Here is a 16,212-nt window from a genome sequence, read left to right on the forward strand (position 1 = left end):
CTGTGCCTATCGCGACTCCCGAGGTTTACGCCGAGATGATCGCCCGCGCCAAGGAGCATTCCTTTGCGTTCCCCGCGATCAACTGCACGTCGTCCGAAACCATCAACGCCGCCATCAAGGGCTTCGCGGACGCCGGTAGCGACGGCATCATCCAGTTCTCGACCGGTGGTGCCGAGTTCGGTTCCGGTCTGGGCGTGAAGGACATGGTGACCGGCGCGGTCGCGCTCGCCGAGTTCGCGCACGTCGTCGCCGAGAAGTACGACGTCACCATCGCCCTGCACACCGACCACTGCCCGAAGGACAAGCTCGACACCTTCGTGCGCCCGCTCATCGCGATCTCCCAGGAGCGCGTGAACGCCGGCCGCAACCCGCTGTTCCAGTCGCACATGTGGGACGGCTCGGCCGTTCCGATCGACGAGAACCTCGAGATCGCCCAGGAGCTCCTCTCGGCCGCGCAGGCCGCGAAGATCATCCTCGAGATCGAGATCGGCGTCGTCGGCGGTGAAGAGGACGGCGTCGAGAACGCCATCAACGAGAAGCTCTACACCACGATCGAGGACTTCGAGAAGACCGTCGATGCGCTCGGCGCCGGCGACAAGGGCCAGTACCTGCTGGCCGCGACGTTCGGCAACGTCCACGGCGTCTACAAGCCGGGCAACGTCAAGCTCAAGCCGTCCGTCCTCGCCGAGGGCCAGGCCGCCGCCTCGAAGAAGCTGGGTCTGCCGGCCGGTTCCAAGCCGTTCGACCTGGTCTTCCACGGTGGCTCCGGCTCGCTGAAGTCCGAGATCGACGAGGCGCTGAGCTACGGCGTCGTGAAGATGAACGTCGACACCGACACCCAGTACGCGTTCACCCGTCCCATCGCGGCCCACATGTTCCAGAACTACGACGGGGTCCTCAAGGTGGACGGCGAGGTCGGCAACAAGAAGACCTACGATCCGCGCAGCTACCTCAAGAAGGCCGAGGCGTCGATGACCGCCCGCGTCATCGAGGCCTGCAACGACCTGAAGTCGGCCGGCCGTTCGGTCTCCGCAGGCTAGAACACCCCTCGTGCGTGTTTCCGGTAGCTCCGGCTACCGGAAACACGCACGAGCGCTATTCGCCCCAGGTTTTCATTCGCCGCAGACCTTCCATTCCCCGCCCACCTCGGACAGGTCGAAGGTCCGCTCGGTGACATCGGTCGGTGTCCCTGTCGGATGCGCGGTGACCTGCACGATCGCGTGCGAGTCCGTGATCTGGACCTTGTCGATGCTCGTCACCACCGGCACCGAGCCCTGCTGCTCCGCCAATTCGTGGATCTCCGCGAACTTCGCCGGATCCACCGTCGCGTAGAAATCGGCCAGCCCCCCGCACGTCGACGTGCGCAGCGTCGCGAGGTCGCCGGCTGCGAGCGCCGTCACGAACGTGTCCACGCTCGCGCGTATCCGTGCCTCGGGGGAGTTTTCGGCCCGATGATCGAGATACACCAGCAGCGCCGACACGACGATCGCCGCGATCACCAGCACTCCCGCGACGGTCGCGGCGACGGCCCAGCGCTTGCCGCTGCGGCCCGAGGACGCCGGTTCGATGCGCTGCGGGGTCGGCTGCGGCTGGAAACGCTGCGGTTCGGGGCGGGCAGGTTCGGCCGAACGCGGCTCGATGCGCTGCGGCTGCCTCCTGTGGGGCACGTGCGCCCGCACCGGGATCTGCACGGTCTCGGCGTCGGCAGCCTCCGGTGCCGTCGCATCGGACTGCTCGGTCTTCTCGGTTTTCGCGCTCGCCTCGTCGGCCGAGGTTTCGGTGGCGTCGGGCTCGGCGGCGTCGGATTTGCGGGTCTCGGACGCGCGGGCGACGGGGATCGCCACGGTCTCGGCATCGGCGGCGGGGATTGCGACGGTCGGCGCGGTATCCGCCGGGCTCTCTGCGGTCGTCCGGGTCCCGGCGCTCTTCGCAGCTCCGGCGTCCTCGGGCGTCCCGGTGTCCTCGGTGTCTCCACCTTCGGCACCGTCGGTCTTCTCGTCGGACTCGGCCTCGGGCGCTGCGGGCGGGGAAGTCTCGGATGCGCGGGCACCGGCGGCAGGGATCCCCACGGTCTCGGTGTCGGCGTCTTCCGGTGTTTCGGAACCTGCGGGCTCGGCACTCTCGCCTGCGTCGGCACTCTCGCCTGCGTCGGCACTGTCGCCCGACGACGCGGACGCTTCGGGCTCACCTGCCGCGCCGGACCCGGTGCCGGCGTCCACGGGGTTGTCCGATCCGGCGTCGTCGGATCCGGCCTGCTGCTGCGGCGCTGTCGCCGCGTCCGGGGGAGTGGAAGCGTCTTCGTTCTTCGGATCCGGCACGAATGCACCTCGTTCGACGGCCTACGGTTTCCCGGGCAGCCTATCCAGCCTCGAGCGCCGCCGGGCAGAATGGTCGCCATGACCTCTTTCGGTGATCTCCTCGGACCTCAGCCCACCCTGCTTCCCGGCGACGACGACGCGGAATCGGCACTGCTCAACCACGAGGACCCCGCGAAGGTCGCGGCGGACCATCCGACGGCGTCCATCGCGTGGGCGTACCTGGCGGAGGCCGCGCTCGAGCGTGGCGAGACGATCACCGCCTACGCATACGCCCGCACCGGCTACCACCGCGGCCTCGACCAGCTGCGGCGCAACGGGTGGAAGGGCTTCGGCCCGGTGCCGTTCGAGCACGAACCGAACCGCGGATTCCTGCGGTGCGTCGCCGCTCTCGCCCGGGCCGCGCAGGCGATCGGCGAGACCGACGAGCACGCCCGCTGCCTCGACCTGCTCGAGGACTGCGATCCGCGGGCCGCTCGTGAGCTCGGCGTCGAATAGGCGCCTGCTCGACCGAACCGAGATCCGCCGCCGCCTGCGGGGACCGGCGGCGAGACTGCGCAGGTCGGCTCTGCCGATCGTCCAGTGCGCGCTCGCGGCCGGTTTGGCCTGGTGGGTGGCGACCGGTCCGGTCGGGCACGAGCGTCCCTTCTTCGCACCGATCGCCGCGGTCGTGTCCCTCGGGTTGTCCCTGGGCGCGCGGCTGCGGCGATCGGTGGAGCTGGTCTGCGGCGTCACGATCGGCATCGGGGTCGGCGACCTGATCATCTCGATGATCGGCAGCGGTCCCTGGCAGATCGCGCTGGTCGTGGTGATGGCCATGTCCACGGCGGTACTGATCAACGGTGGCGTGATCTTCGCGATGCAGGCCGGCAATTCCGCGGTGCTGGTCGCCACCCTGATCCCGCCCGGAGGCACCGGGGGCATCGACCGGATGGTCGACGCCCTGGTCGGCGGCCTCGTCGGGATCGCGGTGGTCGCGATGGTGCCGACCCACCCGGTTCGCCGCGCGCGGCGCGACGCGGCGGGGATCCTGGCGACTGCCAGGGACGTGCTGTGGAAGGTCGAGGCCGGGTTGGTGGAGAACAATCCGAAGCCGATCGACGAGGCGCTGCAGCAGGCCCGCGCGACGCAGCCGGCGATCGACGGGATGCGCACCCACCTCAAGGGTGGTCGGGAGATCAGCCGGATCTCCCCGCTGTACTGGAACACCAAACCCCGGCTCGAACGGCTGACGGCGGCGGCCGATCCGATCGACAACGCGATGCGCAACATCCGGGTCCTGGCCCGGCGGTCGCTGTCGCTGGTGCGCGACGACGAGATCCTCGACCCTCGGCTCGTTCAGCGCATCCAGGACATCGCGAAAGCCCTCGACGTACTCCGCGAGATGATCCTCGCGGAGCCGGGGGATCAACCCGATCAGGCCGAGGCCGCGCGGGTGTTGCGCAGCGTCGCCCGCAAGATGAGGCCGGAACTGATCGAGGGTGCCGGCCTGTCCGCGACGGTGGTGTTCGCGCAGTTGCGTTCACTGATCGTCGACCTCATGCAGGCCGCGGGCATGGAACGCATCTCCGCGATCGCGACCCTGCCGCCGACCACGGACACTCCCGCCTATCGTCCCGAGCTCGTCAGCGACTACGACCCCGAACCCCGTCCCACCTCGGATGACGGGAACCGATTTCCGGCCTGACCGGGTGACGGATTCCCGTCCCCCGCAGCGGAAGTATTGAATACATGCGCATGTGTGCATATGCTGTCCGGGATTCGGAGGGAGAGTCATGGGGGCCGGTCACGGGCATTCACACGGAGTGGGACGCGAGAACGGCGGCGTCGGTCCTTCCAGGACGACGATCCGCCGGATGGCGATCGCGCTCGGCATCCTCGTCGGATTCCTGATCCTCGAAGCCACCGTCGGCCTGCTGATCGGGTCGCTGTCGCTGCTCGCCGACGCCGGGCACATGCTCACCGACGTCGTCGGCATGTCGATGGGATTGGTCGCGCTCCTGCTGGCACGACGCGGCAGCACCGCCGCGGCCCGCACGTTCGGCTGGCACCGCGCCGAGGTGCTCACCGCGATGGCCAATGCCGTCCTGCTGCTCGCCGTCGCGGCCTGGGTGTTCTACGAGGCGATCGAGCGCATCGGTGACACCCCGGAACTGCCCGGGCTGGCGATGATCCTCACCGCTGTCGCCGGACTCGCCGCGAACCTCGTGGTGATGTACCTGCTGCGCAGCGACGCGAAGGACAGCCTCGCCGTCCGCGGCGCCTACCTCGAAGTGCTCGCCGACGCGGTCGGCAGCGTCGGCGTCCTGATCGCCGGTGCGTTGATCATCGGCTTCGGCTGGGACTACGCGGACATCGTCGTCGGTGTCCTCATTTCGCTGTGGGTCGTGCCGCGCGCGTTGAAGCTGGCCGCTGCTTCGCTGCGGATCCTCACGCAGGCGTCGCCGGCGCACCTGGACGTCGACGCGGTCCGCGCGGACCTCGCGGCCCTGCCCGGCGTGGCCGGCGTCCACGATCTGCACGTCTGGACTCTGACGACCGGAATGGACGTCGCGACCGTGCACCTGGTCAGCGACCACGACTCCCGATGGGTCCTCGACTCCGCCCGCACCGTGCTGTCCGGCCACGGCCTCGACCACGCGACCGTGCAGATCGAAACCGTCGTCGACGGACGCCGGTGTGAGGACGACGTCACCTGGTAGGCGGTCAGGTCAGCCGCAGCGTCCACCTGCCGTCACGGGCGTGCAGCCGGGTGATGCTCACCGGCCGCACGTCGACGCGCCAGAACGCCGAGACCGGAGCTCCCAGCGCACAGACCGTCGCGGCCCGCACCACCGACGGGTGCGTCACCGCCAGCCACCGGCCCGATCTGCCCGCCATCGTGTCGAGCCAGCATCGGGTTCGGTCGAGCAGCGTCGCGATCGATTCGCCGCCGTGCGGCGCCGCATGCGGATCGGTCAGCCAGACCGCGAGATCGGCCTCGGGCACCGCCGACATCGGCCGGCCCGTCCACGTGCCGTAGTCGAGTTCCCGCAGTGCCGCGTCCGGTTCCGCGCACATCCCCAGCGCAGCTGCGGTCTCGACGGTGCACCGCTCCGGTGCGCTCAGCGTGTGGTCGACGGCGGGCGCGTGGACGCGCCGGAGTTCGCGCCGGCCCCGATCGGACAGCGGGTCGTCGGCGGGGAAGCGCACGTCCGCGAGCGCGTCGGTGGACGCGTGGGCCAACAGCAGCAGGCGCAACACGAGCGATATTCGACCACAACGGTCTTCCGCTTGACATGCGCGGTGGCGCAGTGCAATTGTTCGGCGTACGCATGTGTCGAGGTGCAGGCAATCCGGTGGGAAACCGGAGCGGTCGCGCCACTGTGACCGGGCCGATGGTCCGGGAGCCAGAAAACTCCCTCGGCGCGTGACCTTTTCGATGGGACGCGTCATCCCGAGGAGGCTCTTTCATGGCTGTCGTTCATCTTCCGGACGAGTCGCTGGGCAACGCTGCGCTCGCCGCGGCCGTCACCGCGACGGTTCTGTTCGCATTCGTGGTGCTCTACCTGGTCGGATTCGATCAGGGCGCGATCTCCCGCAGTGGCATGTTCATGCACGAACTGATGCACGACGGCCGGCACCTGCTCGGTCTGCCGTGCCACTGAGCGCGGGTGGATCGATGCACCCCGCCACAACCGAATCGAAGTCCCTTCCGCTGACCGGCAGTTTCGTTCAGCTCCTGCTGCGCGGCTTGCTGGCCGGTCTCGTCGCGGGCCTGCTCGCCGGGGCGGTCGCCTTCGTCGTCGGCGAACCGCACGTCGAGGCGGCGATCGCCCTCGAGGAAGCGGCAGCGGATCACGGGCACCCGCACGACAGTGCAGAAGCTCAGGGCCACAGCCACGGTGAGGAAGCCCTGGTCGGCCGCACCGGGCAGAAGGCCGGCCTGTTCCTCGCGACCACCCTCGCCGGCCTCGCGCTCGGCGCAATCTATGCGTCCGTACTGCATTTCGCTCGCAGGCACTCCGCGCTGTCCGGATGGTCGCTGGCACTGGCGACGGCGGCACTGGGCTGGGTCGCGATCGAGGCGGTTCCGTTCTTCGAGTACCCGGCGAATCCGCCCGCCGTCGGCGATCCGGAGACGATCGCCCAGCGCACCTGGTTGTGGCTCGCCGCCGTCGTGCTCGGCCTCGTGGCCGTCGCGGTCGCCGTGATCGTCCGGAAGACGCTGGCCGCGCAGGAATTGCGTACCGTGCGCCTCGGTGCGCCGGTGCTCGCCTTCCTCGCCGTCGTGGTCCTCGGCTACCTGGTGCTGCCGGCGATCGACGAGGTCTCCGACGACTTCCCGGCGACGCTGCTGTGGGAGTTCCGGATCTCGTCCCTCGCCGTGCAGGCCACGCTGTGGGCCGGGCTCGGTGTCGCCTTCGCGTTCCTGACCGAACGCGCCGATCGCCGCACCGCGGTCGCCTGACCGATGGGACAGGGTCTGCTCGTCGCCGGAACCACCTCGGACGCAGGAAAGTCCGTGGTGACCACCGGGATCTGCCGGGCCCTGTCCCGCCGCGGACTCGCGGTCGCGCCGTTCAAGGCGCAGAACATGTCCAACAACTCCATGGTCACCGTCGATCCGGTCACCGGCACCGGCGCCGAAATCGGCCGGGCCCAATGGATCCAGGCGGTCGCCGCCCGCGCGACCCCCGAGCCCGCCATGAATCCGGTGCTGCTCAAACCCGGCAGCGATCGCACCAGCCACGTCGTCGTCATGGGTGCACCGGCAGGTCGTCTCCAGGCCGGTGAATTCGCCGGTGGCCGGAAACATCTCGCCGAGGCGGCGTTCGCGGCGTTGGACGACCTGCGGTCCCGTTTCGACGTCGTCGTCTGCGAAGGTGCGGGTAGCGCCGCCGAAATCAATCTGCGTGCACACGATTACGTGAACATGGGACTGGCCCGGCACGGCGGGATGCCGACGATCCTGGTCGGCGACATCGACCGTGGAGGTGTGTTCGCCTCCATGTACGGCACGCTGGCGTTGCTCGACCCCGACGACCAGGCGCTGATCCGCGGTTTCGTGATCAACAAGTTCCGCGGCGACGTAGGGCTGCTCCGCCCGGGTCTGGACTCGCTGGAGAAGCTCACCGGCCGCCCGGTGCTGGGCGTGCTGCCCTGGCAGCGCGACCTGTGGCTCGACTCGGAGGATTCGCTGGCGCTGACGTCGCGTCCCGCCCACGACGGCGCAGGCTCGCTGACCGTGGCGGTCGTGATGCTGCCGCACATCAGCAATTTCACGGACGTCGACGCGCTGTGCCTCGAGCCCGACGTGCGGGTGCGGTTCGTCGACGATCCGCGGGCGCTGGCCGGCGCCGACGCGGTGATTCTCCCCGGTACCCGCGCGACCCTCGCCGACCTGGCATGGCTGCGGTCGCGGGGGCTCGACGTCGCACTGCTCGACCACGCCCACCGCGGCGGCGCGATTCTGGGGATCTGCGGAGGGTTCCAGATGCTCGGCGCGGTGATCGACGACCCCAATGGTGTGGAAGGGGTTGCGGGGGCATCTGCTCGGGGGCTCGGGTTGCTCGACGTGCGTACTGTTTTCGCGCGCGAGAAGGCGCTGCGGCTGCCGGCGGGGTCGGCGCTCGGTGTCCCCGCGTCCGGGTACGAGATCCACCACGGGCGGATCACCGTCGGCAGCGGCGAGGAGTTCCTCGGCGGCGCCCGATCCGGGTCGGTGTTCGGCACGATGTGGCACGGCAGTCTCGAGGGCGACGCCCTGCGCGCGGCCTGGCTGCGGGAGGTCGCGAGGGCGGCCGGTCGTCGGGTGCGCACGGGCGCAGTGAGTTTCCCGGTCGAACGGGAGGCGCGGCTCGAGGTGCTGGCCGATCTGATCGAGCAGCACGTGGACGTCGATCGTCTGCTGGGCATGCTGTCGGACAGGTCGCGACTGCCCACGCTGACCGGGGTCCTGGCGTGACCGTCCTCGTCCTGGGCGGAACCGGCGAGGCCCGTGCGCTCGCGGAGCACCTGCAATCGGACGGCACCGCGTTCGTGTCCTCCCTCGCCGGTCGGGTCACGGACCCGCGACTGCCGGTCGGGGAGGTCCGCATCGGAGGCTTCGGCGGGGTCGAAGGCTTGCAGAAGTTTCTGCGGGACAACGCGATCGAAGCCGTCGTCGACGCCACCCACCCGTTCGCCGCCGGCATCAGCGCGAACGCGGTGACGGCGTGTATGAGGGAGGGTGTCCCGTTGTTGCGGCTCGCACGCCCGGGCTGGGCGGGAACCGCCGGATCCGATACGTGGACGTGGGTCGACGGGCACGACGAAGCGGCAACGGCCGCCGCCGGCGGCGACCGCGTCTTCCTGAGCACGGGACGCCAGACCCTGCACCGATTCGTCGGTCCGCTCGCCCGGCACGAGACCCTGGTGCGGGTCGTCGACCCGCTGGACATCGAGGTGCCGGCCCGATGGACGGTGCTGCGCACCCGCGGGCCCTACACCCGCGAGGGCGAGCGAAACCTGATGCGGGAACACCACATCGACACCCTTGTCACCAAGGATTCGGGCGGCACCTACACCCGCGCCAAGCTCGACGCGGCGGCCGAACTCGGGGTGCGGGTGATCGTGGTGCGCCGGCCCGCCGTGCCGGAAGGGATCGACACGGTCGCGACCGTCACCGCTGCGGTGTCGTGGGTGCAGCGCCGCTGAACTGTCAGCGTTGTCGAACTGTCAGAGTTGTGGTCCCTCGGCGCGTAGATCGTCGACCTTGCGCATCGCCTCCCGCAGCTCGGCGAGCCACGCTTCGCTGTGCTGCCCGGCCAGTTTGACGGTCCAGCTCAGGGCATCCGCCCGGGAGCGTGCCACGCCGGCGTCGACCAACGTGTCGAGGACCTTCCGTTCGGGTTGACGGAGTCGCGTCATCACGGGAACAGCCAAGTGGGTGAACAGAACTCGGCGATCGCCGAGGGTGACACCCCACGCGACCTTCCGGCCGTAGCGGGCCTCGGCCTCGTCGGCGATACGCATGCGCTCGCCGCGGGTGGTTTCCCGGAAGCGGGTGATGCGCCCGTCTGCGGTCGCGTCGCTGTTCTCGTCGGGTGGGGGAAGCGCGCCGACGACGACGATCTCCTCCCGATCCACCTCGACCTCGGCGGGGCCGGTGAACCAGTCGTCGGGTAGTCGCCCGGCGAACCATTCGGCCGCGTCGGACGCATCGGGGATGTCGGCTTGCTGCCAGCCGCCTGGGCGGCCGAATCGCCTGTAGTTAGTCATGATGGTCCTCCCAGGGACCGATCGGCAGGTGCGTGTTGCACTGATTACAACGTTACACCGATTCACCACCTGGGGGCAGCCGTGATGCTGCAAGACTGCGGTCATGGCCGAGAACAAGACCAAACCCACCACACAGTCCGTGCCGGAATTCCTGGAAACGGTCGAGCACCCGGTCCGGCGGGCCGACGCCTGGACGCTGCTCGACCTGATGAGCGAGGCGACCGGAGAGCAGGCGGTGATGTGGGGACCGTCGATGGTCGGGTTCGGGAGCTACCACTACCGCTACGCCAGCGGCCGGGAAGGCGACGCACTCGCCGTGGGCTTCGCCCCGCGGAAGACGAACCTTGCGCTCTACGGACTCACCGTCGCGCCGGGGGCTGCGGACCTCCTCGCGACCCTCGGCAAGCACAAGACCGGTGCGGCGTGCCTGTACATCACGAAGCTCGCCGACGTCGACCTGATCGTGCTGACCGAACTCGTCCGCATCGGGTACAGGCACATGGCGACGGTGGAGCACCGGCCCTAGGCACCTACCGACCGGCGGCGAGCGCCGTGGCAACGGCCACGGCGAGCGCTCCGGCCCCGACCCGCGCCGCGAGCCGGGCGGTGCGGCCGATATCGCCGGGCACCGGGTGCGGGCCGTCGCCCAGGGTGCCGCGGTCCTCGACGCGCCCGTGGTAGACGTTGACGCCCCCGAGCGTGACACCGAGGGCTCCGGCGAACGCGGACTCCACCGGCCCGGCGTTGGGACTCGGGTGCTTGTGCGCGTCGCGCCGCCAGATGCGCAGCGCGGCCCCGGGGTCGTCGCCGAGCAGCGCCGCCAGCAGCGCGGTGAGACGTGCGGGCACGAGATTCACGGCGTCGTCGAAACGTGCGGAGGCCCAGCCGAACCGATGGAACCGGGGGGTGCGATGGCCGACGCGGGCGTCGAGGGTGTTCGCCGCCCGGTATCCGAGCAGTCCGGCCGGACCGAGCAGCGCCCCCCACACCAGTGGGGCGACGACCGCGTCCGAGGTGTTCTCGGCGACGGATTCGATGGTGGCCCGGGCGATTCCGTCGGCGTCGAGTTGCGAGGGGTCGCGCCCGACGAGATGGGTCACCTGGATGCGGGCGGCGGCGAGGTCTCCGCGGTGGAGCTGGTCGTCGAGGGTGCACGCCTCGCGGCCGAGCGATCGCCCGCCGAGCACCGCCCATGTCGCGGCGGCGGTGACCGTCGTGTTCAACAGGGCATGTCGCCGGGTGGCACGGTCGGCGGCGTAGCCGAGCGCAGCGGCGCCACCGACCAGAACAACGGTGAACAACGTTCCGGCACAGCGAGAGTCGGCATACAGTCGGCGTTCGGTGGCGCGGGCGATCGCCCCGAACCCGCTCACCGGATGCCCGCGTCGCGGATCGCCGAAGATCCGGTCGGCCACGTATCCGAGGGCCAGTCCCGCCGCCCTCATCGGATGGACCGCCACGCGTCGACGAGCGCCCCGGTGGTCTGCGGGTCGCGCACTGCGATGCGGATCCAGTCCTCACCGAGGCCGGGGAACGTGTCGCCGCGCCGCACCGCGAACCCGCTCGCGCGCAGCTTCTCCCGGGTGTCCTCGGGAACCCGCGCCAGCACGAACGGTCCGGCGGGATCGCCCGCGACGGGAACACTGAGCGCGTTCAGCTGATCGACGAGAAACTCTCGGTTAGAAGCGATCTCGGCTGCGATGGCCTCGGATTCGGAGGTGGCCTGCGCCGACGCGCAGGCGATCATCGCCGCCGCGGCGGGGGTCGACACGGACCACGGCGGCTGGTGCACGGCGAGATCCCCGATCACCGCGGCGTCGCCGACGACGTAACCGGCCCGCACCCCAGGGATCGCCCACGTCTTGGTCAGTGACCGCACCACGACCAGTCCCGGAACGAACGCGCCGGCCAGTGTTTCCGGTTCGCCCGGTACCGCGTCCATGAACGCCTCGTCGACGACGACCACGCGCCCGGGCCGTACCAGCGACCGCAGCGACCCGGCCGGATGGAGCACCGACGTGGGGTTGGTCGGGTTGCCGACCACCACCAGATCGGAGTCGTCGGGCACGCGGACCGGGTCGAGCACGAAACCGTCCTCCGGCCGCAGCAGGACCCGGTGCACGGTGTGCCCGGCGGCGATCAGCGCGGCCTCGGGCTCGGTGAACTGCGGGTGAACCACCACCGGCTTGCGCCAGGGCCGCGCTCGGGCAATCAGAGTGAAGGCCTCGGCGCCACCGGCGGTGGGCAGCACCTCGTCGGCGGTCCGGCCGTGACGTGCGGCCAGGGCTGCGCGGGCCGCACTCGGATCCGGGTATCGGCTCAGCTCGTCGAGTGAGGCGCGCAGTGCGTCGTCGAGCCAGACCGGACGCGGTCGCCGCGACACGTTCACGGCCAGGTCCACCAGCCCGGGGGTGGCTTCGCGGTCGCCGTGGTGATGCAGGTCGGGGGCCTTCGTCCGCGGTCGGCGCAGGGGTGCGGCGACGGGTGTCGCGCCGCGCACGGCGTCGACGAATCGCTGCGCCATCGAGGGGTGCCCGGCCCAGTGGGTGTGCAGGTACGACGCGTGCAGCGTCGCGGTCGCGAACCCGTCGGGTCGCCCGTCGAGCAGCCAGGCCGGATCGGTACCGGAATCGACGGTGGTGCGGTGGAATTCGTGGCCGGTCACGCGAGTACCGGTCACGGCGAGAAGGTGGTCGGCGGGCGCGATCGCGGTGCGGTAGCCGAGGGTCAGGCGCGGCGTCATCCGGGCGGAGGCGTCGAGCACCCCGACCATGTCGGCGCCGTCGACATCACGGCACAGATACAGCAATCCCGCGCACTCGGCGACCGTCGGGACCCCGGCGGTGATCGCACTCCGCAAATGGTCGCGCAGAGGTGTGTTCGCGGACAGGTCCGCGGCGTGCACCTCGGGGAATCCGCCACCGAGGTAGATGCCTGCGGTGCCCTCGGGAAGCTGTTCGTCGCGCAGCGGATCGAACACGACCGTGCGACATCCCGCGGCGCGCAGCATCTCTTCGGTCTCGGTGTAGCGGAACGTGAAGGCGCGACCGCCGGCGATCGCGACGACCGGACCGTCATCCTCCGTGCCGGCGCCGGGGGACCACGGCTCCGCGTGCAGATCCGGTGCGCTGCGGGCGATCCGGACGATCTCGGCGAGGTCGACGTGCGCGGCGATCCGGTCCGCGAGCCGGTCCAGCTGCCCGGCCGCCTCGCCGCGCTCCTGCGCCGGCACCAGCCCCAGATGCCGGGACGGGGCGCTGATCCCGTCGTCGCGGTGCAGGACGCCCAGCACGGGGATCCCGGTCGGTTCCAGCGCGGCGGTCACCTCGTCGGAATGCCTCTGCGACCCGGCCTTGTTGAGGATCACCCCGGCGATGCGGACGCCCCGGTCGTAGGACGCCATGCCGTGTACGACCGCCGCGATCGACCGCGACGCGTGCGAGATGTCGACGACGAGCACCACGGGGGCCTGCAGGAGCGTGGCGGCGTGGGCGGTCGAGGCGAACCCGTCGGTACCGAGCATCCCGTCGTACAGGCCCATGACGCCTTCGACGATCGCCAGATCGGCACCGGCCGCTCCGTGCAGGAACAGCGGCGCGACCAGGTCGGTGCCGACGAGGTGCGGGTCGAGGTTGCGGCCCGGGCGGCCGGTGGCGAGGGTGTGGTAGCCGGGATCGATGTAGTCGGGTCCGATCTTGTGCCCGGACACGACGTGACCGGCCACGCGGAGTGCGGCCATGAGACCTGTTGCAACGGTGGTCTTTCCGTGCCCCGATGCGGGAGCGGCGATCACCAGCCGCGGTATGGCTACCATGCTGTGCCTACCATGCTGTGCCTACCATGCTGTGCCTACCATGCTGTGCCTACCATTCGATGCCCTTCTGGCCCTTCTGCCCGGCATCCATCGGATGCTTGATCTTGGTCATCTCGGTGACCAGGTCCGCCGCGTCGACGAGCTTCGGGTGGGCGCGGCGACCGGTGATCATCACGTGCTGATGTCCGGTGCGGTGGACGAGGGTGTCGACGACCTCGTCGATGTCCACCCAGCCCCAGTTGATCGGGTAGGTGAACTCGTCCAGCACGTACAGCCCGTGCTGTTCGGCCTCGAGCCTGCGCCGGATCTCCCGCCATCCGGCGAGGGCGTCGGCGGCGTGGTCCTTCTCGGTGCCGTCCTTGCGCGACCACGACCAACCCGACCCCATCTTGTGCCATTCGATGGCCCCGCCGGTGCCGTCTTCGTCGTGCAACGCCCCGAGCGTCTCGAACGCGGTCTGCTCGCCGAGCCGCCACTTCGCGGACTTCACGAACTGGAAGACCGCGACCGACCAGCCCTGGTTCCAGCCGCGCAGCGCGAGACCGAACGCGGCCGTCGACTTGCCCTTGCCGTCGCCGGTGTTGACCATGAGCAGCGGCCGGTGCCGGCGTTGCCGGGTGGTGAGACCGTCGTCGGGTACCGCGATCGGTTGTCCCTTCGGCATCAGGCGGCTCTCCCTCGGATCGCGGTGGTGATGGCGTCGGCCTGCACGTCGCCGACCGCGACGTACTCGGCACCCAGACGTTCGGCGAGATGTCGTGCGAGTCCCATCCGGAACCGGCCGGTCTCCGAGTCCAGAACCACGGAGGAGATACCCTGTGCGGCAATGAGTTCGGCGGCTGCGAGCGAACGGTTCACGGCGTCGGGCCCGGCGGTGGCGCGACCGTCGGTGACGACGACGAGCAGCGCCCGCCGGTCTGGATCGCGCAGGCGGTGCCGTCGAATGGTCTCGGCGGCCTCGTGCAGCCCCTCCGCCAGCGGCGTGCGGCCGCCGGCGGGCAGTTCCCGCAACCGGGTCGCGGCGACGTCGACGGAGTTCGTCGGAGGCAGCAGCAGGTGCGCGCCGTCGCCGCGGAAGGTGACGAGCCCGACGGTGTCGCGGCGGCGGTAGGCGTCGAGCAGCAGCGACAGGATCGCGGTTTTCACCTGCGTCATCCGTGCTTTCGCGGCCATCGACCCGGAGGCGTCGACGCACAGCAGCACCAGGTTGGCTTCCTTGCCTTCGATGACCTTCCGCCGCAGCTCCCACCCGTGTGCCTTTGTGGCGGTCCCAGCCGCCACAAAGGCACACGGGCGGGCGGCGGTGGCGCGGATGGTCGCGGGCAGGTGGATCGGGCCGGAGTCGCCGTTGTGCTCCCCGACCGTGCGGCCGATCGTGGTGCGCGCCCGCGATCTGCGCCCCGCCGCTCCGCGACCGGTCCGGTCCGCGGCCAGCAGGCGGGCACGATAGGGCTCGGCGGGAGCCGTCACCGTCGTCTCCGCAGGCCGACCGGGGGAATCCGGTGCGGCGGCGTCCGAACCCTCGCAACCACCGCTCGGATCGTCGTCGGGATCGTCGGGTCCGCCGTCCTCGTCGGCGAGGAGGTCGTCGAGCAGCCGGTCGTCCATCCCGGGGGAGTCGAACGGGTTGCGGCGACGCCGGTGCGGCAGCGCGAGTTTCGCCGCGACCGCGATGTCCTCGCGGGTCACCTCGTCACGCCCGCACCACGCGGCGTGCGCGACCGCGGCCTTCGCGGTCACCAGGTCGGCGCGCATCCCGTCGACGTCGAACGCCGCGCACACCTCGGCGATCGCGACGAGCGCGGCATCGGGCAGGAGCACGCGCGGGAGCCGGAGCCGGGCATCGGCGATGCGACGCGACAACGCGGCCTCGGCGTCGGACCACTTTGCGACGAATCCGTCCGGGTCGGCATCGAACGCCAGGCGACGCCGGACGATCTCCGCACGCTGCGCGGGATCACGCGGCGCCGCGACCTCGACGGTGAGCCCGAACCGGTCCAGCAGCTGCGGCCGCAGCTCGCCCTCCTCCGGGTTCATCGTCCCCACCAGGACGAATCGGGCCGCGTGCGTGACGGAGACGCCGTCGCGCTCGACGGTCGAACGGCCCATCGCGGCGGCATCGAGCAGCAGATCGACGAGATGGTCGTGCAGCAGATTCACCTCGTCGACGTACAGCACGCCGCGGTGCGCGAGCGCGAGCAGTCCGGGCTCGTATTCCGCGGTCCCCTCGGCCAGCGCCTTGCCCAGGTGCAGCGACCCGGTGACCCGGTCCTCGGTGGCGCCGACCGGCAGTTCCACGAGCCGGGCCGGGCGGGTGTGCGCGGCGGCACCGGCGGGGTGCGGACCGTCGACGCACGCCGGATCCGGGGCTTGCGGATCGCACCCGAAACGACAGCCCGTGACCACGGTGACCTGCGGCAACAGTGCCGCCTGCGCCCGCACCATCGTCGATTTCGCGGTGCCCTTCTCGCCGCGCACCAGCACACCACCGATCGCCGGCGAGACGGCACACAGGGTCAGGGCCAGCGCCAGGTCGTCGGAGCCGACGACGGCGCTGAACGGATACACGTGCACAAGATCCTCCACAGGCTCCCGCTGGGACGTTCTGTCCGGCAGCCGAATCGAGGCCGGTATTCGGACTTCCCGGTCGAGCGCCGTGCGATCGCCTTCCCGGACCGACGGTCCAGTGGCTGCGCTTACGCGCGTGATCGACGACTCCCGGGTCACCGCAGCGGGCCTGTGCCGGATTCACACCGGCTTCCCGATTATCCCCTGTGAAGGGGCACCTCGATTGTCACTACCGCCGCCGAGTGTAGCCGGAGAGTCTCGGTTATGGTTCAC

At 70.5% G+C, this 16,212-nt stretch carries 16 protein-coding genes and 2 riboswitches; of the genes, 9 read left to right on the plus strand and 7 right to left on the minus strand.

Features of this window, described 5'->3' with window-relative positions; translation table 11 throughout:
- Positions 1 to 2 precede the first annotated feature (2 nt).
- Positions 3 to 1,040, plus strand: coding sequence for a class II fructose-bisphosphate aldolase (gene fbaA, locus M1M07_RS00535; RefSeq protein WP_248672952.1), 1,038 nt, complete (start codon positions 3 to 5; stop codon positions 1,038 to 1,040).
- Between the two features lie 72 nt (positions 1,041 to 1,112).
- Here the strand turns inward: fbaA and M1M07_RS00540 are convergent, their stop codons facing one another.
- Positions 1,113 to 2,318, minus strand: coding sequence for a hypothetical protein (locus tag M1M07_RS00540; protein WP_248672953.1), 1,206 nt, complete (start codon positions 2,316 to 2,318; stop codon positions 1,113 to 1,115).
- Between the two features lie 78 nt (positions 2,319 to 2,396).
- Between M1M07_RS00540 and M1M07_RS00545 the strand changes: the two genes are divergently transcribed.
- From M1M07_RS00545 to M1M07_RS00555, 3 genes are all read left to right on the plus strand, one after another.
- Positions 2,397 to 2,813, plus strand: a complete 417-nt coding sequence (locus M1M07_RS00545; protein ID WP_248672954.1) for a DUF3151 domain-containing protein — start codon at positions 2,397 to 2,399, stop codon at positions 2,811 to 2,813.
- A gap of 4 nt (positions 2,814 to 2,817) precedes the next feature.
- Positions 2,818 to 4,002 (plus strand): aromatic acid exporter family protein, encoded by a 1,185-nt coding sequence (locus M1M07_RS00550; protein ID WP_197254946.1) that lies wholly within the window; start codon positions 2,818 to 2,820, stop codon positions 4,000 to 4,002.
- A gap of 88 nt (positions 4,003 to 4,090) precedes the next feature.
- Entirely contained in the window at positions 4,091 to 5,017 is a 927-nt protein-coding gene (locus M1M07_RS00555; protein ID WP_248672955.1) for a cation diffusion facilitator family transporter, read from the plus strand.
- 4 nt (positions 5,018 to 5,021) lie between these two features.
- Here the strand turns inward: M1M07_RS00555 and M1M07_RS00560 are convergent, their stop codons facing one another.
- Complete coding sequence (locus M1M07_RS00560) at positions 5,022 to 5,567, minus strand: histidine phosphatase family protein (RefSeq protein ID WP_197254947.1); 546 nt, start codon at positions 5,565 to 5,567, stop codon at positions 5,022 to 5,024.
- An 80-nt stretch (positions 5,568 to 5,647) separates the two neighbouring features.
- Positions 5,648 to 5,712, plus strand: a riboswitch (cobalamin riboswitch).
- Between the two features lie 55 nt (positions 5,713 to 5,767).
- Between M1M07_RS00560 and M1M07_RS00565 the strand changes: the two genes are divergently transcribed.
- Genes M1M07_RS00565 through M1M07_RS00580 form a run of 4 tightly spaced genes read left to right on the plus strand, consistent with a single transcriptional unit; the run spans position 5,768 to position 8,993 of the window.
- Positions 5,768 to 5,962 (plus strand): CbtB domain-containing protein, encoded by a 195-nt coding sequence (locus M1M07_RS00565; RefSeq protein WP_248672956.1) that lies wholly within the window; start codon positions 5,768 to 5,770, stop codon positions 5,960 to 5,962.
- 14 nt (positions 5,963 to 5,976) lie between these two features.
- A complete protein-coding gene (locus M1M07_RS00570) occupies positions 5,977 to 6,765 on the plus strand; it encodes a CbtA family protein (protein WP_248672957.1) in 789 nt (262 codons plus the stop codon).
- A gap of 3 nt (positions 6,766 to 6,768) precedes the next feature.
- Positions 6,769 to 8,262 (plus strand): cobyric acid synthase, encoded by a 1,494-nt coding sequence (locus tag M1M07_RS00575; RefSeq protein WP_248672958.1) that lies wholly within the window; start codon positions 6,769 to 6,771, stop codon positions 8,260 to 8,262.
- Positions 8,259 to 8,993: a cobalt-precorrin-6A reductase gene (locus M1M07_RS00580; RefSeq protein WP_248672959.1), complete on the plus strand. Its 735-nt coding sequence runs from the start codon at positions 8,259 to 8,261 to the stop codon at positions 8,991 to 8,993. Before M1M07_RS00575 ends, M1M07_RS00580 begins: the two co-directional genes overlap by 4 nt.
- Before the next feature lie 21 nt (positions 8,994 to 9,014).
- On the opposite strand, the gene M1M07_RS00585 is transcribed toward M1M07_RS00580, so the two are convergent.
- Complete coding sequence (locus tag M1M07_RS00585; protein ID WP_248672960.1) at positions 9,015 to 9,557, minus strand: hypothetical protein; 543 nt, start codon at positions 9,555 to 9,557, stop codon at positions 9,015 to 9,017.
- 103 nt (positions 9,558 to 9,660) lie between these two features.
- On the opposite strand from M1M07_RS00585, the gene M1M07_RS00590 reads away from it, so the two are divergent.
- Positions 9,661 to 10,083, plus strand: a complete 423-nt coding sequence (locus M1M07_RS00590; RefSeq protein WP_248672961.1) for a DUF1801 domain-containing protein — start codon at positions 9,661 to 9,663, stop codon at positions 10,081 to 10,083.
- Positions 10,084 to 10,087: 4 nt separating this feature from the next.
- Here the strand turns inward: M1M07_RS00590 and M1M07_RS00595 are convergent, their stop codons facing one another.
- Genes M1M07_RS00595 through M1M07_RS00610 form a run of 4 tightly spaced genes read right to left on the minus strand, consistent with a single transcriptional unit; the run spans position 10,088 to position 15,945 of the window.
- On the minus strand, positions 10,088 to 11,002 hold the full coding sequence (locus tag M1M07_RS00595) for a cobalamin biosynthesis protein (protein WP_248673019.1): 915 nt from the start codon (positions 11,000 to 11,002) through the stop codon (positions 10,088 to 10,090).
- Positions 10,999 to 13,371 carry a cobyrinate a,c-diamide synthase gene (locus M1M07_RS00600; protein ID WP_248672962.1) on the minus strand — a complete coding sequence of 791 codons (2,373 nt, stop codon included), beginning with the start codon at positions 13,369 to 13,371 and terminating at the stop codon, positions 10,999 to 11,001. The genes M1M07_RS00595 and M1M07_RS00600 overlap by 4 nt, the downstream gene beginning before the upstream one ends.
- A 49-nt stretch (positions 13,372 to 13,420) precedes the next feature.
- Complete coding sequence (gene cobO / locus M1M07_RS00605; RefSeq protein WP_248672963.1) at positions 13,421 to 14,035, minus strand: cob(I)yrinic acid a,c-diamide adenosyltransferase; 615 nt, start codon at positions 14,033 to 14,035, stop codon at positions 13,421 to 13,423.
- Positions 14,035 to 15,945, minus strand: a complete 1,911-nt coding sequence (locus M1M07_RS00610; RefSeq protein WP_248673020.1) for a VWA domain-containing protein — start codon at positions 15,943 to 15,945, stop codon at positions 14,035 to 14,037. Before M1M07_RS00610 ends, cobO begins: the two co-directional genes overlap by 1 nt.
- 33 nt (positions 15,946 to 15,978) lie before the next feature.
- A riboswitch (cobalamin riboswitch) is annotated at positions 15,979 to 16,176 on the minus strand.
- Between the last annotated feature and the right edge of the window lie 36 nt (positions 16,177 to 16,212).

This window comes from Rhodococcus sp. HM1, assembly GCF_023218075.1.
In the GTDB taxonomy this organism is placed as follows: Bacteria; Actinomycetota; Actinomycetes; order Mycobacteriales; family Mycobacteriaceae; genus Rhodococcus.